The organism is Mesorhizobium wenxiniae, assembly GCF_002284535.1.
Taxonomy (GTDB): domain Bacteria; phylum Pseudomonadota; class Alphaproteobacteria; order Rhizobiales; family Rhizobiaceae; genus Mesorhizobium; species Mesorhizobium wenxiniae.
This window is the reverse complement of the sequence record NZ_NPKH01000020.1, coordinates 459350-478902: the sequence shown is the minus strand read 5'-3', so window position 1 is coordinate 478902 and position 19553 is coordinate 459350. Positions and strand designations below refer to the sequence as shown.

The following is a 19553-nucleotide window of genomic DNA, read 5'->3' as shown; positions in this document are numbered from 1 at the left end:
CCGATGGCGAACCAGACCGGCAAATCCGGCCAAACCAGCAAATCAGGCCAAACCAGCAAATCAGGCCAAACCAGCAAATCAGGATTGCTCTTTTCAGGGTCTGACTGGGATTTCAAGACACTGTCGCGCGCCTACCAGGCGATCGAGGCGCTCGCGATCGAAGAGCTTCACCTCGACGTCTATCCGGTGCAGATGGAGATCATCTCGTCCCAGCAGATGCTCGACGCCTATTCCTCGGTCGGCATGCCGCTGATGTATCGCCACTGGTCCTTCGGCAAGCATTTTCTCTACCAGGAATTGCTCTATCGCAAAGGCGGGCGGGGGCTCGCCTATGAACTGGTGATCAATTCCAATCCTTGCATCGTCTACCTGATGGAGGAAAACACCATGGCCCTGCAGGCCCTGGTGACAGCTCATGCAGCGCTTGGCCACAATCATTTTTTCAAGAACAATCATCTGTTCCGGCAATGGACGGATGCCAGCGCTATCCTGGGCTATCTGGACTTCGCCAAGGGTTACATTGCCCGTTGCGAGGAGCGGCACGGCGTCGCCGCGGTGGAGGCCATCCTCGATGCTGCCCACGCGCTGATGGAACAGGGCGTGTTCAGATACCGCCGACCGCCGAAGCTCTCGTCGGAGCGGCAGCGAGAAGGCGTTCGTGAGCGCCTGGAGTACGAAGAGCGTTCCTACAACGATCTGTGGCGCACGCTCCCGCCGTCGAAGGACGGGACCAAGGCCAACGAAACGGTCACCGGCATCGCAGAGCGGAAGAAAACGCTCAACCTGCCCGAGGAGAACCTGCTCTACTTCCTGGAAAAAAACAGCCTGGTCCTGGAGCCTTGGCAGCGTGAAATCATCAGGATAGTCCGCGTCGTCGCGCAATACTTCTATCCGCAGCGGCAAACGCAGGTAATGAACGAAGGCTGCGCCACTTTCGTGCACTACACACTCATGAACATGCTGTTCGATCGCGGCCTGATCAATGAAGGCGCGATGCTGGAAATCCTGCGCAACCATTCGAACGTGATCTTTCAGCCAGGCTTCGACGATCCGCGTTTTTCCGGCATCAATCCTTATGCCTTGGGCCTCGACATGATGCAGGACATTCAGCGCATATCGACTGAGCCGACCGCCGAGGATCGTGACTGGTTCCCCGATATCGCCGGCAACGGCAATTGGCGCGAAACCCTGCTCGACGCGTGGGCGAACCATCGCGACGAATCATTCATCCGCCAGTATCTGAGCCCCGCCCTGATGCGGAAATGGCGGTTCTTTATCCTCGCCGATGCCGCTAGCGAACCGCATTACGAAGTCGCGTCGATTCACAATGAGCGTGGCTACGAAAAGATACGCGCCGGGCTCGCCCAGAGCTACGACATCGGTGCGAGCCGGCCGGATATCCAAGTGGTGGATGTTGATCTGCTCGGTGACCGACAATTGCGGCTGGAGCACAAGGTGAAGAACGGCATCATGCTGGAGGAGGCCAGTCGCGACGCCACCCTCCGCCATATCCGCACCCTGTGGGGCTATGAGGTCAGCCTGGCGGCGATCGATGCGCAAACGGGCGGGACGCTCAACGAACGTTCGACCAGCCAAATCGGGGAATGACCAGAACCTGGATGGCCGGCGACGGCGTCGTTCTACAGCCGGGTTTCCACTCTCGGGTCCGATGCTCTGGCCGTCGGACCCGGGAAGGTCGGTTTCGTCGGAATCTCGGATGGTGTCTCGGGAGGAATTTCGACGGGCTGCCTTTGCGGGCTGGGAACGGGATCGGGCGAAGGCGGAGGAACGCCCGGAGGCTCATCCGGCGGAGTTTCCGGCGGAGCAGGCGGCCGGGCAGGCTCAGGATTCGGATTATCCGGTATCGGCACGGGATTGTTCGGATCAGGATCAGGATCGGTCATGGGATACTCTCCGAAGCTTGCTTCACATCTCCTGCGCGCCGCGACAATCATAAATGCGCGCATGTGCTCCTCCCTGGCTCGTAACACGCAGCGACGCTACTTGTTCGTCCGCATCTTTTGCCTTGGATTGATCCCGCCAAGGGCGTTGGTGTCGTTCTCGACATCGCCTTCGATCGTGTTTTCGCCTTCGAGTAAGAGTTCGTCGCCTTCCTTGATCGTGCCCTTGGAGGTCCCGATACCGGGATTGTTCCTCAAATCGGCATCGCTCGGCTTTTTCCACTTTGGATGTTTGGTTCCGCTCATGGCACAACTCCTTCGAAAAGGGTCTTGTTGTAGAAAACAGCAGGGCGCGATGAATGTTCCGCCGAAACTCACCTTGATGCGGCGTTGTCCGAGAGGGGCTAAAGTCCGAACGGATAGGTGTCGGGAACGCCCGCTCCCATATGCTCCGGCCCAAGCGGCGTCACCGCGACGGTTTCGTCAAACCAGACGAAGGCGTCAAACTGCTGGGCAAGAAAGGCAGCCGCGTAATGGCTACGCAGTTCGGTTTCCGGCCGATAGATCACGCCGATGAAGCGCTCCAGCCGGCGCTCCAGAAGCCGCTCGCGAAGATCGTCGTCGCGCTTGATGTCGAGCAGGAAACGCGAGACGCCGCAATCATGGCAAAGCCGCTCGAAGCTATCGCTATGCGAGGGCCGCACCCGCTTGATTTCCATCTCGCTGTCCCAGTCGGAGGCCGCGGCCACTGTCCCGGAATGCGTACTGAGCCCAATCAAGGCCGCCTCGTCGCCGAAACGCTGGCGGCAGAGCTGGCCGATGTTTACTTCGTCCCTGACAATCCCCATTTCGGTATAGCGTGCATCTCCGATGTGGGAGTTGTGCGCCCACACGACCGCCTTGGCGTTCGGCCCGCGGGCTTCCAGCAGATGCTCGAGTGTCTCGAACATATGGGTGTCGCGCAGGTTCCAGGACTGCGCGCCGCCATAGTACATGATCCGATAGTAGCGTTCCGCGGAAGCGATCAGCCGGGCATTCTGGGTGGCATCCAGAAAATCAACGCCGTCCTGCTGCGCATAGTCGAGCTGCTTGGCAAGCAGTTCGCGGCATTGTTCAAGCACGGCCTGCTCGCATTTCTCGTAACCCGATGTGAGCGCGACACGGCCGTAGGTGGATGGTTCGTGTTGCCAAGGCGTCAGGCAGCCATAGCGTTCACGCGCGATCTTTGCTGCCTGCGGATCGACCCGATCGAGATATTGCAGAACCGCGCCGATCGATCCGCTCATATTGTAGATGTCGAGGCCATAGAAGCCCGCCAGCCGGGACGATATCCTAATCCGCTCATTGTGTTGTCGCATCCAGTCGACAAACGCGGCAACGTCGGTGTTGCGCCACATCCAGGTGGGAAACCGCTGGAACGGCGGATCGGCGTCAGCCCGCGACGGCCGATGACGGACGTGGCGGTCAATCGCCGCTGCGTCAGGCCAGTCGGCTTCGACCGCGACGATGGTGAAGCCGTGCTTCTCGATAAGCCTGCGGGTGGTCGCCGCACGAGCCCGGTAGAACTCCGACGTACCGTGGCTCGCTTCACCAAGCAGGACGACGCGCCGGTCGCCAAACCGGTCGAACAATTCGCCGAACGCCGGATCGTCGAAATCCGGCAGCGGTTCGGCCGCTGCCGCGATCATCTCCGGCAGGCTGCGCGTGCGTGCGGGTCCGGACCGACGATCCGCGGTACGGCTGCCGCTCTCGGGCCAGCCCTGCTCGCCGATGAGCGGGACAAACCGCACGCCGCCGAAATCCTCCTCGCTGTAAGTTGCAGCGCCAGTCCGGGTGACCTTGAGAAGGCGCTGATCATGCGGTTCGTCGCCGACCGGGATGACGAGCCTGCCGCCGACGTCGAGCTGTTCCTGAAGGGCAAGCGGCGCACCGGGTCCGCCGGCGGCGACAAGAATGGCGTCGAAGGGCGCTGCGTCGGGCCAGCCTTTGGTGCCATCGCCGGTGCGGACTTCGATATTGTCATAGCCAAGCTCTTCGAACCGCTGTCTCGCCGTTTCGGCCAACCCGGCGTGGCGTTCGATCGTGTAGACGCGTTCGACGATCCGGCTCATCACGGCAGCCGCGTACCCTGAGCCGGTGCCAACCTCCAGGACATGGTCGCCCGGTCCGATCTCTGCCATCTCGATCATCAAGGCGACGATGTAGGGCTGCGATATCGTCTGACCCTCGGCGATCGGCAGCGGCCCATCCTCGTAGGCGAATTCTTCAAAGCCGGGCGCGACGAAAGCCTCGCGTGGAACCTCACGCATCGCTTCCAGCACCTCGCGGTCATGGATGCCACGGCGGCTGAGCTGGACTTCGACCATTCGGTCGCGTGCATCGGGAAGATCGAGCATCCTTTGCTCCTCTTTCGGGCCCCCCAATCGTGCCTAACGGCTCCCCGGCGACAATCCCTCGATCGGCGTGCACTCTGCTCGGCAGCGCTTGATCTCATTTCGGCGGCTCGTCTCCTTAACCGTTGGCGAGCTTCCAGGTTCCTGCAAAAGAGCGATTGGCAGGCGCGGATGGCGGCTCCGGCCGAACTTATTTCCGTGAAAATCCTTTCTCCGAGGCGATCTCACTCCAGATATCGACGGGCGAATGCATCTGGAGACTTTTCCATGAACGACGAGGCTCAGAGAGCTGCGACCACAACAGGCCTTTATCAGGTCGATCTCATGGACCGTTATTGGCGGGCCGCGAACTATATTTCGGTTGGCCAGATCTATCTGATGGACAATCCGCTGCTGCGCGAGCCCCTGAAAGCCGAACACGTCAAGCCGCGGCTGCTCGGCCATTGGGGCACGACACCTGGCCTCAACTTCATCTACGTCCACCTGAACCGCGTTCTCCGGGAACGCGGTCTCGACGTTCTGTTTATCTGCGGCCCAGGTCATGGCGGCCCGGCGATGGTGGCGAACACGTGGCTTGAGGGCACCTACAGCGAGATCTATCCTGAGATCGGCCAGGGCGAAGACGGCCTGAGGAAACTCTTCCGGCAATTCTCCTTCCCCGGTGGAGTGCCGAGCCACGCTGCTCCGGAAACGCCCGGCTCGATCCATGAAGGCGGAGAACTGGGATATGCGCTGGTCCATGCCTTCGGCGCGGCCTTCGACAATCCTGATCTGGTGGTCGCCTGCGTCGTCGGCGACGGTGAAGCGGAGACCGGTCCGCTCGCGGCGGCATGGCACTCCAACAAGTTCCTCAATCCGGCATCCGACGGCGCCGTGCTGCCGATCCTGCATCTCAACGGCTACAAGATCGCCAACCCGACGATCCTTGCCCGCATGGATGACGTGGAATTGCGGAGCCTGTTCGCCGGCTATGGCTACGAACCACTTTTCGTCGAAGGACACGAGCCGATTCCCATGCATCGGTTGATGGCCACGAAGTTGGACACCGCGCTGGACAGAATCCGCTCCATCCAGAAGCGCGCCCGAGCGTCGGGCTGGCAGGGAGAGCGTCCGCTGTGGCCGATGATCGTGCTGCGTAGCCCGAAGGGGTGGACCGGACCGAAGGAGGTCGACGGCAAGAAGGTCGAGGATTTCTGGCGCTCGCATCAAGTTCCGGTGTCGAACGCGCGCGGCAACGAGGCGCACCGCAAGATCCTCGAAGACTGGATGCGGAGCTACGAGCCGGAAAAGCTGTTCGACAACAGCGGGCATCTGCTTCCAGAGTTGGCGGCGCTTGCGCCAACCGGGTCAAAGCGCATGGGCGCAAGCCCCTATGCCAATGGCGGATTGCTGAAGCGCGACCTCGTGCTTCCCGATTGGAAAAGCCTGGCGCTCGACGTGCGGCGTCCGGGAGGTGCCACAGCCGAGGCGACGCGGGTTCTCGGAAGCTATCTCCGCGACGTCATACGCCTGAATGCGGAGGCCAGAAATTTCCGGCTGATGGGGCCGGATGAGACGTCCTCCAACCGCCTTGACGACGTCTTCGAGGTTACGGACCGGGTCTGGACGCAGCGGATCGAGCCCTACGACGTCCAGCTCTCGCGTGACGGCCGTCTCATGGAAGTGCTCAGCGAGCATCTCTGCCAGGGTTGGCTGGAAGGCTATCTGCTGACCGGCCGGCATGGCCTGTTTTCCTGTTACGAGGCGTTCATCCACATCGTCGATTCCATGGTCAACCAGCATGCGAAATGGCTGAAGACATCCCGCGAGCTTGCCTGGCGCAAGCCGATCGCTTCACTCAATTACCTGCTGACCTCTCATGTCTGGCGGCAGGATCACAACGGCTTCAGTCACCAGGATCCGGGCTTTGCCGATTTTGTCGCCAACAAGAAGGCCGATACCGTCAGGCTCTATTTCCCGCCGGATGCCAACACGCTGCTCTGGATCACCGACCATTGCCTGAGAACCTACAACCGCATCAACGTCATCACCGCCGGCAAGCAGCCGGCGCCGCAATGGCTGTCTGTCGAAGACGCAGAAACCCACTGCAGGGCGGGGGCGGGGATCTGGGAATGGGCCGGAACGGTTGCCAAGGGCGAGGATCCGGATGTGGTGATGGCCTGCGCCGGCGACGTGCCGACACTGGAGACGCTCGCTGCCACCGACATTTTGCGTTCGGCGCTTCCAGACCTGAAGGTTCGCGTCGTCAATGTGGTCGACCTGATGACGCTGCAGTCGAATTCAAAGCATCCGCATGGCCTTGCCGATGAGGATTTCGACGCGCTGTTCACGAAAACCAGGCCGGTCATCTTCGCCTATCACGGCTATCCCTACCTCATCCACCGGCTGACCTACCGACGCGCCAACCATGACAACATGCACGTGCACGGTTTTCGCGAGGAAGGCACCACCACCACGCCGTTCGACATGGTCGTGCTCAATGAACTTGACCGTTTTCACCTGGCGCTCGCCGCGATCGAACGCGTGCCAGGTCTCGCCGAACGGGCGAAAAATCTTGCCGCCGAACTTCACGGGAAGCTTGCGGAACACAAGGCTTATGTCCGCGAGTACGGCGAAGACATGCCCGAGATTCAGAAGTGGAACTGGCCTGATAACAGTGCGACGAAGGTTGCCGGTTGATGCGACACGCAATTCTTGCACTGAACGCCGGCTCCTCCAGTATCAAGTTCGGACTATATTGAACCGTCGGCAGAACTGCAACTCGTCTCGCGTGGTACGCTGGACCTGGGCAATGCGCCGAGGCTCAGCGTGAAAGCGGCCGATGGAACAGTGCAGTGTGATCGGCCGCTTGCTGGAGACGCGCGCAATGCGGGCATCGACGCGTTGCTCGACTGGATCGAGAGCGAACTTGGCGGCAGAAAACTGGTCTCCGCCGGACACCGCATCGTGCATGGCGGGCGCGACTTCGTCGAACCCGTCCGCCTGACGCCTCACGTGATCGAGGCGTTGGACAGGCTGACGCCGCTTGCTCCGCTGCATCAGCCTCGCAGTCTCGCGCCGATCCGCACACTTGCGGCGCTGCGGCCGGATCTGCCGCAGGTCGGATGTTTCGACACAGCCTTCCATCAGACGATCGATCCGATCGTGAGCCGTTTCGCGCTGCCGCGTAGATTTGATGAGGACGGAATCCGCCGCTACGGGTTTCATGGTCTTTCCTACGAATACATCGCCGGGCGGCTCAAGGAGATAGCGCCCGGTCTTGCGGCGAAGCGGACGATCGTCGCCCATCTCGGCAACGGAGCGAGCCTGTGCGCCATGCGCGACGGAAGAAGCGTCGATACGACGATGGGCTTTTCCGCGCTCGACGGCCTGGTCATGGGCACGCGTTGCGGCGCCATCGATCCGGGCGTGCTTTTGTACTTCATCCTGGAGAGAGGTATCGCGGGGGAGGCTCTGCAGCACATGCTCTATGAGGAATCCGGGCTGCTCGGAATATCCGGCATCTCGGGCGACATGCGCACGCTGCAAGCGAGCGACGATCCCCACGCCCGCGAAGCGGTAGATCTTTTTGCTTTCCGGGCCGCAAGGGAAGTTGCCGCACTCGCCAACACGTTGGGCGGCCTCGAATGCCTCGTGTTCACCGCCGGCATTGGCGAGCGCTCAGCGCCGGTCCGCAAGGCGATATGCGAAAGGCTTCATTGGCTTGGCGTGGCGATCGACGAGCCATCCAATGGCTCTCATGCCGAGATCATAAGCCGATCGGACAGCAAGGTCGAAATACGCGTCGTCGCGACCGACGAGGAGAGGATCATCGCTCGCCACACGCGCGTGCAGGGGAATGCTTGATAGCGCAATCAACGGTGCTGTTATCCAAGACAAGGAACCCTGCGCGCCTGCGACCGTTCCCCTGTCTGATACCAAAGGGAGAGATCCAATGGCCGAAACCCCTAACAACGCAGGCGCCTCAAAGGCGGCAAACGAAGCCCAGGAGGCGATGAAGAAGCAGATCGCTGAGCTTCGCCGCGAGATCACGAAAATAAATCGGACCCTTTCCGACCGCGCCGAGGAGGCAGAGGGCTGGTACGACAGCGCCGCCGAACGGGCCTCGCGCGCAGCCCGGCAATTGCGTAGCCAGGCGCACACCGTGACTGAAACTGTCCAGCAGAATCCAGGCACAATATCTTCGGCGATGATGCTTGGCGGCGTGCTCGGTGTTGTCTTGGGAATTGTGATTGCAAAGAGTTCCGAACCTGAGCGGCGGTGGTTCTAAGGGGCAGATCACCACCCTTGCAGTGCCGAGCCTATCGGCATCAAGCACGGCTTTTGCGCTGTTGGCATCGGTGCCATGAGCGTCGCCAACCTGACCCGCGCCACGCAAAAGAATGCGGCAATCCACTGAACCGTGGCCGTCTACCGCGGCGTTGGGGCTGTGCCGTGCAAACTGCCAAATTCAAACCCGTCACCACTAATTTCGTACGGCCCTTGTTTCATAGATCATCTTGCTGTCAGTCTTCATGCACCAACTGACGGAGAAGAATATGCGGCAAGCGCTGATCGTATGGGGCGGCTGGGATGGACACGAGCCGGAAGAAGGTGCGCGCGTCGTCAAGGCGATGCTCGAGGAGGAAGGGTTTGGCGTGCGCGTCGAAACCACGACGGAGATATTCGCCGACCCGGCGATCGCCGATCTGAGCCTGATCGTCCCGATCTACACGATGGCCAAGCTTGCGAAGAACGAGGAGTTCAACCTGACAAAGGCAGTCGAGGGCGGTGTCGGCCTTGGCGGCTATCACGGCGGCATGTGCGATGCCTTTCGTGAAGCCACGGAATACCAGTTCATGTGCGGCGGTCAGTGGGTGGCCCACCCAGGCAACATCATCGACTACCGGGTCGACATCATCAGGCGCGACGATCCGATCATGAACGGCATCGATGATTTCCCGTACCGCTCCGAGCAGTACTACATGCATGTGGATCCATCGAATGAGGTGCTGGCGACCACCACCTTCTCCGGCGAGCACGCGTCCTGGATAGAAGGCGTGGTCATGCCGGTCGTCTGGAAGCGCCGGCACGGCAAGGGAAGGGTGTTCTATTCGGCACTCGGACATGCCGTCAGGGAGTTCGCGGTGCCGCAGATGCGAACGATATTTCGTCGCCGCGGCCTGGTGTGGGCGGCGCGCTGAGAGCGCGACAGTCGGTCCTGCTGGTCGCCACGCCAGGAATCCTGCCACGCCGTCAGAGATGGATTTGGATCCCTGTGAAGGAGGGCGCCGAACCTGAAACGAAAACCCGCCTCGGCCGCGGGTCGTTGGCGCGAATAGGCACCGTAAACAACTCATAGCACTGCTGCCGGCACAAACCAAGAACAAACGTGCTGCCGACAATCGCTCACGTTTCTTGCCGGAGCAAATGCCGAAGCGTTATTGCATCACCGAGCAATGCGGCGCAGGGCCAAGGCAGCGACAGTGGTGCCCGCTGCCAGAAGCGGCGGCCAGGCCTGCGGATCGCCCATGGCATGGAGCGTCAGGCCGCTGAGCAGCAGCCACAGCAGCGGGATCGCAAACAGCAGCGGCACAGGCCCGCCGTTCGCTGCAAGCAGGACGCCGAGCGTCGTGATTGCAGTCGGGTCGGGCGCGATGCCGAAGACCTCGGCGCTTGTCCATGGCCGCCGGAAAAGCGGCGGCAGGAGGGGATAGACGACGAGGCCAGCGGCCATGATCAGCAGCCCGAGCCTTGCTGCGATGTCCCGCCGCTCGAAGGCGAGGCCGCCGCGCGCGGCACCGCCGAATGCCAGCAGCAGCGCCTGCAGGCCGAAGGCCGGCGCGACATAGGCGATCGCCCAGTTGATCACGGCATAGCGGCTCGACAGGAAGGACCAGCCGACGAAGGCAAAGAGCGCGGCGAGGAGGAGCGCAATCCAGAGGCCGTGGCGAGGCGGCCGCCGCAGCACGAGCAGGACAATGGCGAGGCCGGCGGCGAGCGTCAGGAGATGCAGCGGCCAGAAGGCAGCATTGGCCAACTCAAACATGCGCCAGTAGACGCGCGGCGAGAATAGCAGGAAATCTTCCAGCCGGTAGGTCCACCATTCCGACATCTAGAGATTCCGGACGTAGGCCGCCATCTGATCGCGCATGGCCGCGTCGGGGAGGGGACCAGTCGCCGCCAGCACGTTCTCGCGCACGTGTTCGACGCGGGTGGTGGCGGGGATGGCGACGGTTACGGAGGGATGCGAAAGGATGAACTTCAAAATGAACTGCGCCCAGGTCCCGGCACCGATCTCCGCCGCCCAGTCCGGCAGCGTCTCGCCTTCGAGCTGGCGCGTCAGCGCGCCTTGGCGAAACGGCCGGTTGACGATGACGGCCATCCCGCGCTCGGCCGCCAGCGGCAGGAGCCGCTCCTCCGCCTCGCGGTCGACGATGTTATAGGTGAGCTGCACGAAGTCGAGCGGATGCGCGCGCATGATTTGTTCGAACAGGTCGTGCCGTCGTCCTTCGGACGTCGTGATGCCGACATAACGGATCCGCCCGTCCGCCTTCTTGGCGAACAAGGTTTCGAGATGCGTTTCCCAGGCGACGAGGTTGTGGACCTGCACGAGATCGAAGCGCGGCACACCCCACAAGCGGCGCGACTGCTCGATCTGCGCGGGTCCGTCGGCGGCGGAGGAGGTCCAGACCTTCTCGGCGGAAAACAGCGCTTCGGGCCGGCCGAGCTTCTCGAGGCCATAGCCGATCACAGGCTGCGAGGAGCCGTACATGGGCGAGGAATCGATCATGCGGCCGCCCGCCGCGAAGAAGGCCGCCATCACCTCGGCGCACTCGTCGCGCAGCACCGGATCGTCGCCGACATTGAAGGTGATCCAGGTGCCCAGGCCCACAGCGGGAAGCATCTCTCCCGAGGAGGGCACGGCCCGCATCACCGGCGCAGGCGGCGCGCCGGGCGCGGTTCCCGGCAGCACCAGAGCCGCTCCGGAAGTGGCGGCAGCCTTCACGAACGTCCTGCGGGTGATGATCATCGTCTGCCGTCCCTGTACTCCCGACTCCCTGTACTCCCGACTTCTTGTACTCCCGACCACAAGAATGGTTCCGGGCGATCGGCCTTCGCAAGGCTGATCGGCGGGGAGGTCGGTCTCTGGCAGCGGTTCGGAATATCGAACGCCTGCCTGAAATAGGAACGAACGGTGCAGGGCCTGGGGTGCGCCAGCCGGCCCGATTACCTGGAAATGGCTCCTGTCCTGACTTGATGGCGCTGGCGGGCATATGCCACGCAGCCGTCTACCGTGCTGACGCAGAGCGCATCGCGGTGGTTCTGCGTGTTGTTGTCGCCGGCGTAGGCGACCTCGGCAACTCGGCCACCGACCATTCGGATTTGCGTGTTGCAATAGCCGCCAGGATCGACATTGAGCGCTCCTCCAACCGTCGGGACCGCACCCACGGCCAAAGTTGGAATCACGACGTTGAGATTGCCGCGTTGAACGGTACGCTGATACGTCCAGATCTGGCTTCCGCCCGCATCGACGGTGGCAGTTGGAAAGCCAGCGCACATTCGAACGTCCGCCTCGCTGAGACCGACCATCTCTTTGCGGGCTGCCGCCGTTGTGCCGTCTTCCTTTGAGAGGTTCGACGTGTCGTCAGGGGCGACGCAGGAGGACACGATCGAACTGCCGGCCAGGAGAATAACAACAAGGACAAGCGTTCGGATGCGGGAAGATATCATACCGACTGTAGTGATTTGCGCTGAGCCCCGAGAACCTAGTTAGGCAAGCAGATAATCGAGTCAACCTGCACAACTTCACGATGTCGTTTGTCATGACGCTTGGCCGACCTTGAGCCGACGGCGCCGATGCGATCCTCGCCGCGATCGAAGCCCAGATGGGCCACGCGCACGCACCGCGATCGTGCGCGACGTAAACGAGGCGCGATGCGCCTTTTGCAGCACGGCGAGTTTCCGGAAACCCGAACTGACGCGCGACGGCCGGACACCTGCTCATGCCTGCCCCGGAAGCTTCGGCGTTATGCGACGTAAAATACGTACTTTCCTGACATTAGGGATAAACAAATGCTTTTCAGTCACACAAAATGATGAAACAGTGAGATTGAGATTAGGGAAATTCGATGCGCAACGTCAGCGGACATGGCAAGCGCCTGTCCTATTACGATTTCGGGCACACCTCGGTGTACGCCTCCCGCTTCGACCAGCGCTTCCCCTATTGTGCCTATGTGCCCGAGGACTATGACGAAGACGGCGGCAAGACCTATCCGCTGGCGGTGATCGTGCATGGCACCGAACGCGGCATGCTCACCTACCGGGACGCCTTTGCCGACTTCGCCGAACAGAACGGCGTAATCGTGCTCGCCCCGGTCTTCCCGGCGAATATCTGTTTTCCGGGCGATCTTTCCTCTTACAAGATGCTGCGCCAGGGCGACCTCCACTACGATGCCGTGCTGCTCGACATGGTCGAGGAGATGCGCGAGCGTTATCGCATCCGCGGCGACCGTGTGCTGATGTACGGCTTCTCTGGGGGCGGCCATTTCACCCATCGTTTCCTGTTCCTCCATCCCGAACGTCTGCTGGCCGCATCGATCGGTGCGCCGGGCGTCGTGACGCTGCTTGACTTCGATCACGATTTCTGGGTCGGGGTGCGCGACTTCGAGAGAGTGTTCGGCAAGAACGTCGACCTCGACGCCATGCGCAAGGTCGCCGTGCAGATGGTGATCGGTGGTGACGATCTCCAAACCTGGGAGATCACCATCAAGCCGGAGGATGACTGGTGGATGCCCGGCGCCGATCTCGCCGGCGCGACCCGCAACGACCGGATCAGATCGTTGAAGGGCAGCCTGGAGAGCCACGGCGTCGAGGTGCAGTTGGATGTCGTGCCTGGCATCGCTCACAACGACCGCGAGCTCATCGCCAAGGTCAAGGAGTTCTTTGCGCGGACATTGAATGCCGCGCCTGCCTGAAAAACTGTAGTCAACAAACTGGAGATAAAAAATGGGAACAGAATTGAGAATGGGAAGACGATTGATCCAGGTGCTGGCGGCAATCGCCGTGATGGCGTGTGCATTGCCGGCGACGGCGCAGGAGCAGCCGAAAACCGGCGGCACGCTCAAGGTTCGCGTCAACGCCGACATCCGCGCCACCGACGGTCTCAGCCGAGACGCGAATACCGACACGGTGCTGCACCATATCTTTGAGACGCTGGTGGCATATCGCGCCGATCTCACAGTAGGGCCGGCACTGGCCGAATCCTGGAAAGTGTCGGACGACGGCAAGACCTATGCCTTTACGCTGCGCGACGGCGCGGCTTTCCACAATGGCGACGCCGTGACCTCATCCGACGTCAGATGGAACTGGAATCGCCGCATGGACCCAGCCAACCAGTGGTTCTGCATTCCGTTCTTCGATGGCAGCCAGGGCCTTAAGGTCGAGCAAGTGGAGACGCCCGGTCCACGCACCGTCGTCTTCACGCTCAACGCGCCGAATGCGCTCTTTTTGGCGCAGCTCGCCAGTGTCCAGTGCAATGGCTGGGTCGCCAGCCCGAAGAATGTCGGCGCTGACGGCAAATGGATCGCCGATTCCGCCATCGGCAGCGGCCCGTTCACGCTGAAGGAATGGGTCAAGGGCCAGTATTTGGCGCTCGACCGTTTTCCCGACTACAAGCCGGTGAAGGAGGCGCCAAGTGGCTTTGCCGGCAGCCGTGAGGCCTATGTCGACGAGGTGCGCTTCATCGTCATCCCCGACACGGCGGCGGCGGAGACCGCGCTGTTTGCCGGCGAGCTCGACGTGCTTCCCGATCTTGAATCATCGCGTGTCGAGGAAGCCAAGTCGCGGGGCATGACGGTGCTGTCGACGCAAGGCCTGTCATGGACAGCGATCCTGCTGCAAACCAAGGACCCGCTGCTGTCGAATGCCAAGATACGCACGGCGCTGGCGCATGCCGCCGACATCAACCAGATCGCCGCCGCCCGCACCAACGGTGTCGCCACCGGAGATCCCTCGGCCGTCGCCCAGGCGAGCTCGTTCTTCGACGACGAATTCCTTAAATGGCCGGAATACGACCCGGTCAAGGCTAAGGCACTGCTGGACGAGGCCGGCTACAAGGGCCAGCCGATCAAGATCCAGACCAACACCCGCTACCAGGGGATGTATGAGAACGCGGTGCTGCTGCAGGCGATGCTGACGGCCGCGGGCTTCAACGCCCAGCTCGAAGTGCTGGATTGGGCGGCACAGCTCGACAATTACCTTGCCGGCAAATTCCAGATCCAGTCCTTCGGCTACTCGGCTCGTCTCGATCCGTCGCTGATGTATGGCGTCATCCTCGGCGACAAGGCGACCGACCCGACGGCGCAGTGGGACAGCAAGGAGGCTCTCGACCTCTACACGAGGTCGATGGCGACGACCGACCCAGCGCAACGCAAGGCGCTGTTCAAGCAGCTCCATGCCCTCATGGCAAAGGATGTGCCGATCCTTGGCCTCTATTACGAGCCATCGGTCGACGCGGTGTCATCGAAGGTGAAGGGCTATTCGGTATGGCCGGCGGCAAACCCTCACGTATGGGGCGTCTGGAAAAGCGAATAGGAGCTGGCGATTGTCTGTTGCTCGAAAGATCGGAGGCGTGTTGTCCTCCGGTCTTTCGTTTGAGGTACCCGGTGTGAAAACCTGACTCTTGGTTCCGGGGCCGTAAACCCGCTCAGGGTGGGAAGGATCCTAAACTCACCAGCTCTCCGACGGCGCGTGTGCGCCAGGAGGGGTCGTTCGACAGCGGTCCGAGCAGCGATGGCCGTTGTGCGTGGCCGAAGTGCTTCTGACGTTTAGTATGAGAGTGACGGTTGACCGTGGAGGTCTGTGACCTAGCTTTGTGACCTAGCTTTAAAGTCAGGCGGACCGTCCAGAGCCGGAAATGGCGGAATGGTGCGCACCGTGAGAGAACTCTCGGGACGTTGAGATGCAGAGTTGCAAGTCGGCTTTCAGAGCCTGGGCGCCCTTGGCGACCGATAATCGGCGGCCACGGCATCTTCAAGTTTCGATTCAAATGAAAGTCAGCTGCGCCGGCCTGTCTATCAGCGCGCGACCGGCGCTCCGAGCACTGGAGGGATCTCGAAGCAAGTGACAGCTTCGAAAGCGATCGAAGGCTTTAGCCAGCACAAGGCGAGGACCAAACACACGCTTCGAACTTGAGAATACACCCAAGAACGCACAGGCACGGCAATGCCAAATCCTCTTGCCGAAATTTACGCAAACGACGCAGATCTCGCCATCCTGGGCGGGACAGCAACACTTGCCTCGGTGGGCCTCTATCTTGTGCTCCGGCGTATCCTTATCGCGGTGCAACGGCATCGCCTCAAATCAGATGTGAGCGAAGGCGGATCTGATCCCCCCGAGGTGGCATCTTGGGATTGGGAAAGCCCGGTCGATCTTGCAACCGAGCCTGCTTCTTCTTCTCAGGTGGCCGCGCCCTCAGACACCGCAGACCTGGACGTTCGGCGTCAGGATGCCAATTACCTTCGGTTCGGGGTGCGAATCGAGTATTTCGACGTGAGCTCCGAACCTTGCGAGAGCTCGTCTGCGGCCCAGACCAACGCTTCCGCGACGAACATACCGCAATCCGGCCGCCTTGCGACATCGGTCAGAGAAATCGCTGGCGATGTTCGTAGGCAGGTGGCGGCTAATCTTGCCGCCTTAAGTAGTCCAGTATTGAGGGCTCTGAGCCGTATGCCGAGACAACTCGCCCCCGCGGAACGTGGGGAGCGAATTTGCGGGTCAGCATGGGACCAATTGGGTCATAAGGCTTCCCCGCGCAAAGTTGCTCAGTTGGCCAATCCGGCGCATCGCGGCTTGAATGTCACAGCTCGAAGGGGAGGGTTCAGCCTGGATCCCGAGCCGACCATCGTAACGACCTCCCCTCCTCGCGTTCGCAAGCCGATCGGTCTTGTGCCCCGCTTGGGCGTCGCCGCAATCTGTCTGGCCGTGCCGCTTAGCTATGCGATGACGAGACAAAACTGGGTCGAAAGCGCCCCCGCCATTTCGCGGGCCCAAGGCACGAGTGTCGACTTGCTCAGCCCGGATCTCGCGGCTGCCCGGGCGCAAGTCGGGGCAGCCGGTGGTCAGGCAGCCGCCGCAGGGGAATTGGGCGGCCAGGAGCACCGGGTGGCGGAAGGCGAACGCGCAAGGAGCGCTGCTCTGCAGGGAGCACTCCTCGAGTCGCGCAAGCAGATCGATGCGCTGAGGGCAAGCATGGCAGCCTCCGACAACGCACGCGAGGAGCGATTGCGCAACGAGCTCGCGGCAGCCCGCACACTTGACGCATTGCGGCGCATAGCGGGAGATGCCCGCACAATGCTGAGCGAGGCCACCAATTATGTCTTTGCGGAGATGCCCGCTGCTCATCTGGAGCGTCAGCGAGCCGAATTGCGGGCGCGCGATCGGTCGCGAGCGCGGGCGAAAATTGAACAGCTTGAGGCCGAGGCCGCCGAAGATCGCGCCAAGGCCAAGGCTTCGCTGGCGCAAGCGAGCGGAATGCTCGACGACGAACGCCGGAAGTCAGAGAACGTTCGTGGCGACCTCGCCGAAGTGAAACTGTCCAATGCCGCACTCATGGAGCGCGCGGACGTGGCTGAGCAGGAACGGACCGGTGCAGTCACAGCGAGAGAAGAAGTGGAGCAGACCGCACCCGAGACGGAGGGCGCGCTGGCTCGAGAACGCGCTGCAGCAGCGTCGATTCGTGAGGAGCTAAAAAAAGCTCGCCTCGAGCGCCACGCGTCTGAACAGGAACGAGCCAGAGCGGTGTCAGCGAGAGAGCGGGCCGAGCAGACTGCAAACGAGACGGCACAGGCTCTCGCACGAGAACGTGCTGCAGCAGCGTCGACGCGTGACGAGCTGCAAAAAGCTCGCCTCGAGCGCGTCGCGGCTGAACAGGAACGAGCCAGAGCAGTCTCAGCGAGAGAGCGTGCCGAGCAGACTGCAACCGAGACGGCGCAAGCGCTGGCACGAGAACGCGCTGCAGCAGTCTCGACCCATGAGGATCTCGATAAGGCTCGCCTCGAACGCGCCGCCGCCCGAGCACTTTTGGTACGGGTCACCAGGCTGAAGGAGGCTCTGGACAAGCAACGTGAAGCCAATGTTTCACTTGCCCGCGACTTGGCTGCGGCGCGCGCGGACAATGACAGGCTCAGGGCTGAGCGTCGCAGCGCGCAGGTTGAGCGGCCGCTGAAGCCGCGCTCCGGCCGCGCAGCAGCCGCTACCGGCCCGGTGAAGGCTGTCAGCCAGAAGACTGCACGTAGCAAGGTTCGCAACCCGTCGCGGATTACCCGGGTGCGTTCTCTCACGCTTCCCTATTCCCTCAGGCCAAGACACGCGACATTGGAGTGATTCCAAAAACGACTGCGCGGTCCTCCTATCGAAGGCCTTCGGAAGGCATTGCCTCGCACCCGCTCACGACGCCGCGGCCACTTCAGGCAAAACAGGGAGCTATGCCAGGAAGAAATCACCTGTTCGAATTCTGCTCTCGTCGGCGAGGAGTCTGCGCGATGCGCTATGTCAGCCCGATCACGCCGCCAGTCGCGTTCAATTCGCATTTGATCGGCGCCTGCCGCGTCTCCACCTTGCCCTGCCGTACATAGTCGATGCTGACCTCAATGGGAGCCGAGATCGTATCCGGGCTCAACTGATGTATGGAACCTGCGCTGCTGACGCGCACGCTGGTCGCGCCAAACGGGGCGGCGGCCGACTCGATTTCGTCATGGCAGGCGCGAACGACTTCATCCGGGACGCCCGGCAGCGCTTTGATCGGACTGACCGTTGATGGACTGTTGACGTCACTGGGGGGCTGGAGGCTGGCCGGAAGGCCGACCGACCGTCCGGCCTCTACGGACGGGACGACACTGACGGCAGTGGCGGTCGTAGTTGCCGCCACTGCCGCCGTTGCAGCGGTGCTGGTTCCATCGTCGTCCACCGGTGAACTACTGCTGGAGCCGCTGGGCTTGCCGCCAAGTCCTTTGTGCGGGCCGCCTTTTCGGCCTTCACCGTGATGGCTGCCAGCGCTTTTGCCTCCGCCATGGCTGTCAGCGCTATTGCCTCCGCCACCGTGGCTGCCGGCGCTATTGCCTCCGCCACCATGGTCGCCAGCGCTATTGCCTCCGCCGCGCTGGCCGCCTTCTGCAGCTCCTGCGCAAGCTACCGCGATCGAGCAAACGAATGCGAAATATGCCCAGCTGGATTCAGGGGATTGACGCACGACCACCTCCATAAAGTGCGTCGGTCCAACCGTCTTTCCGCGGCATGCGGTCAGGACGGCGCAACCGCCGCCGCCCCCAGGCAAACTCGCGACTAAGGCGCCCACGGAGGTAAACTAGGGGATGAATTCGGTGTATCAAGGACGAGTGCATAGTGGCCGGCATCAGCAGCGAGTTCGGCAACAACGTATACTCCGCATAGCCGCCATCGAACTTACGGCCCATCTCACCCATCAGCCGCCGCAACGTGCCGCCGTCCGGCATCGAAAGCTGGAAGAATGGTCAGGCTTCGTTCAAGGTGACCCTGTCGCCCAGCCTGATCTTGCCCGGCTGCACGATCTGGCAGAGCGCGCCGAAGCCGCCTTTACCATGGCGTGCTATGGTTTGCAGCACTGCCGGTTCGAAGGCAAGATCGCCTTGCGCCAACGCCGTGAACGTGCAGCGCGCACAAGGCTCCGAAATCACGATCCGCGCCTCGCCGATGGAAAGCACTTTCCCAATGATCTGCTGCTCGACGAAATCGTCCTGCGAAGCGTCGGTTTCGATCACGATATTGGGCCGGAACCGCCTGGAATCCACTTGCGACGAATCCGGAACCAGACCGGCAAGCCTGTTCATCGAGGCTGACGTGACGATGTGGATGTCGGCGCGCTGATAGCGCGGCGCGATATGATCGTGGGCTTGCGAACCAAAGGGGACATGTGGGTGCAGCGCCGCCGGGAAATCAAGTAAGGCCGAAACCAGCTCGCCCGCCAGGCTGGAGCCGGCATCGATCCAGGAGCCATCGTCCAGTCCGATTTCCGGCCTGTCGCCCCGCAGCCTTGCAAGAAGGTTCGGCAGCGGCCGCCAATGTTTTAGCTTCTCCGGCGCGGCAACAATTCCGTCGCGCCGGTCGACGACGCCCCAGATCCGGTCGCCCGGAATCCCGCCTTCCGCAAGCTCCGTCCCGTCCAGCCCTTCGCCGCCCATCGAACTGACGGGATATCGCCAGATTTCCTTGATATGGCCGAACGGCGTCATGATGCGGAGAC

At 61.9% G+C, this 19553-nt stretch carries 15 protein-coding genes; 9 read left to right on the top strand and 6 right to left on the bottom strand.

The features are described from left to right. Positions 1-3: 3 nt before the first annotated feature. On the top strand, positions 4-1608 hold the full coding sequence (locus CIT31_RS12575) for a SpoVR family protein (protein WP_095518838.1): 1605 nt from the start codon (positions 4-6) through the stop codon (positions 1606-1608). 392 nt (positions 1609-2000) lie between these two features. Here CIT31_RS12575 and CIT31_RS12570 read toward each other — a convergent pair whose 3' ends face one another. Next, on the bottom strand, positions 2001-2207 hold the full coding sequence (locus tag CIT31_RS12570; RefSeq protein WP_029350518.1) for a hypothetical protein: 207 nt from the start codon (positions 2205-2207) through the stop codon (positions 2001-2003). Positions 2208-2305: 98 nt separating this feature from the next. Then, the gene (locus tag CIT31_RS12565) at positions 2306-4297 is read right to left on the bottom strand and encodes a protein-L-isoaspartate(D-aspartate) O-methyltransferase (protein WP_095518837.1); all 1992 of its coding nucleotides are present in this window, start codon (positions 4295-4297) and stop codon (positions 2306-2308) included. 264 nt (positions 4298-4561) lie between these two features. Here CIT31_RS12565 and CIT31_RS12560 point away from each other — a divergent pair, with 264 nt between their 5' ends. From CIT31_RS12560 to CIT31_RS12545, 4 genes are all read left to right on the top strand, one after another. Continuing rightward, positions 4562-6973, top strand: coding sequence for a phosphoketolase family protein (locus tag CIT31_RS12560; protein WP_095518836.1), 2412 nt, complete (start codon positions 4562-4564; stop codon positions 6971-6973). Positions 6974-7102: 129 nt separating this feature from the next. Further along, positions 7103-8140 carry an acetate/propionate family kinase gene (locus tag CIT31_RS12555; protein WP_342586917.1) on the top strand — a complete coding sequence of 346 codons (1038 nt, stop codon included), beginning with the start codon at positions 7103-7105 and terminating at the stop codon, positions 8138-8140. A gap of 148 nt (positions 8141-8288) precedes the next feature. Beyond that, positions 8289-8564 carry a hypothetical protein gene (locus CIT31_RS33810; protein WP_133116141.1) on the top strand — a complete coding sequence of 92 codons (276 nt, stop codon included), beginning with the start codon at positions 8289-8291 and terminating at the stop codon, positions 8562-8564. 268 nt (positions 8565-8832) lie between these two features. Continuing rightward, on the top strand, positions 8833-9477 hold the full coding sequence (locus CIT31_RS12545) for a ThuA domain-containing protein (protein WP_095519352.1): 645 nt from the start codon (positions 8833-8835) through the stop codon (positions 9475-9477). A 245-nt stretch (positions 9478-9722) separates the two neighbouring features. Here the strand turns inward: CIT31_RS12545 and CIT31_RS12540 are convergent, their stop codons facing one another. Beyond that, complete coding sequence (locus CIT31_RS12540) at positions 9723-10388, bottom strand: DUF6064 family protein (protein ID WP_095518834.1); 666 nt, start codon at positions 10386-10388, stop codon at positions 9723-9725. Next, a complete protein-coding gene (locus CIT31_RS12535; protein ID WP_095518833.1) occupies positions 10389-11306 on the bottom strand; it encodes an aldo/keto reductase in 918 nt (305 codons plus the stop codon). Positions 11307-11530: 224 nt separating this feature from the next. Between CIT31_RS12535 and CIT31_RS34170 the strand changes: the two genes are divergently transcribed. The 4 genes from CIT31_RS34170 (at position 11531) to CIT31_RS35075 (ending at position 17659) form a co-directional block, all read left to right on the top strand. Next, entirely contained in the window at positions 11531-11905 is a 375-nt protein-coding gene (locus tag CIT31_RS34170) for a hypothetical protein (RefSeq protein WP_165778423.1), read from the top strand. A gap of 500 nt (positions 11906-12405) precedes the next feature. Continuing rightward, positions 12406-13251, top strand: coding sequence for a hydrolase (locus CIT31_RS12525; RefSeq protein WP_095518831.1), 846 nt, complete (start codon positions 12406-12408; stop codon positions 13249-13251). A 49-nt stretch (positions 13252-13300) separates the two neighbouring features. Continuing rightward, complete coding sequence (locus CIT31_RS12520) at positions 13301-14869, top strand: ABC transporter substrate-binding protein (RefSeq protein WP_245316199.1); 1569 nt, start codon at positions 13301-13303, stop codon at positions 14867-14869. A gap of 630 nt (positions 14870-15499) precedes the next feature. After that, positions 15500-17659, top strand: coding sequence for a hypothetical protein (locus CIT31_RS35075; RefSeq protein ID WP_245316197.1), 2160 nt, complete (start codon positions 15500-15502; stop codon positions 17657-17659). A gap of 163 nt (positions 17660-17822) precedes the next feature. On the opposite strand, the gene CIT31_RS34165 is transcribed toward CIT31_RS35075, so the two are convergent. Next, positions 17823-18242, bottom strand: coding sequence for a hypothetical protein (locus tag CIT31_RS34165; RefSeq protein ID WP_165778422.1), 420 nt, complete (start codon positions 18240-18242; stop codon positions 17823-17825). A gap of 562 nt (positions 18243-18804) precedes the next feature. Then, entirely contained in the window at positions 18805-19542 is a 738-nt protein-coding gene (locus CIT31_RS12500) for an MOSC domain-containing protein (RefSeq protein WP_095518828.1), read from the bottom strand. Positions 19543-19553: the final 11 nt, after the last annotated feature.

Coding starts and splice junctions, on each gene's coding strand:
- CIT31_RS12500 (WP_095518828.1), bottom strand. CDS start 19,542: ATGACGCCGTTCGGCCATATCAAGGAAATCTGGCGATATCCCGTCAGT.
- CIT31_RS12520 (WP_245316199.1), top strand. CDS start 13,301: ATGGGAAGACGATTGATCCAGGTGCTGGCGGCAATCGCCGTGATGGCG.
- CIT31_RS12540 (WP_095518834.1), bottom strand. CDS start 10,388: ATGTCGGAATGGTGGACCTACCGGCTGGAAGATTTCCTGCTATTCTCG.
- CIT31_RS35075 (WP_245316197.1), top strand. CDS start 15,500: ATGCCAAATCCTCTTGCCGAAATTTACGCAAACGACGCAGATCTCGCC.
- CIT31_RS12565 (WP_095518837.1), bottom strand. CDS start 4,297: ATGCTCGATCTTCCCGATGCACGCGACCGAATGGTCGAAGTCCAGCTC.
- CIT31_RS12575 (WP_095518838.1), top strand. CDS start 4: ATGGCGAACCAGACCGGCAAATCCGGCCAAACCAGCAAATCAGGCCAA.
- CIT31_RS12570 (WP_029350518.1), bottom strand. CDS start 2,207: ATGAGCGGAACCAAACATCCAAAGTGGAAAAAGCCGAGCGATGCCGAT.
- CIT31_RS12560 (WP_095518836.1), top strand. CDS start 4,562: ATGAACGACGAGGCTCAGAGAGCTGCGACCACAACAGGCCTTTATCAG.
- CIT31_RS12545 (WP_095519352.1), top strand. CDS start 8,833: ATGCGGCAAGCGCTGATCGTATGGGGCGGCTGGGATGGACACGAGCCG.
- CIT31_RS33810 (WP_133116141.1), top strand. CDS start 8,289: ATGAAGAAGCAGATCGCTGAGCTTCGCCGCGAGATCACGAAAATAAAT.
- CIT31_RS12525 (WP_095518831.1), top strand. CDS start 12,406: ATGCGCAACGTCAGCGGACATGGCAAGCGCCTGTCCTATTACGATTTC.
- CIT31_RS12535 (WP_095518833.1), bottom strand. CDS start 11,306: ATGATCATCACCCGCAGGACGTTCGTGAAGGCTGCCGCCACTTCCGGA.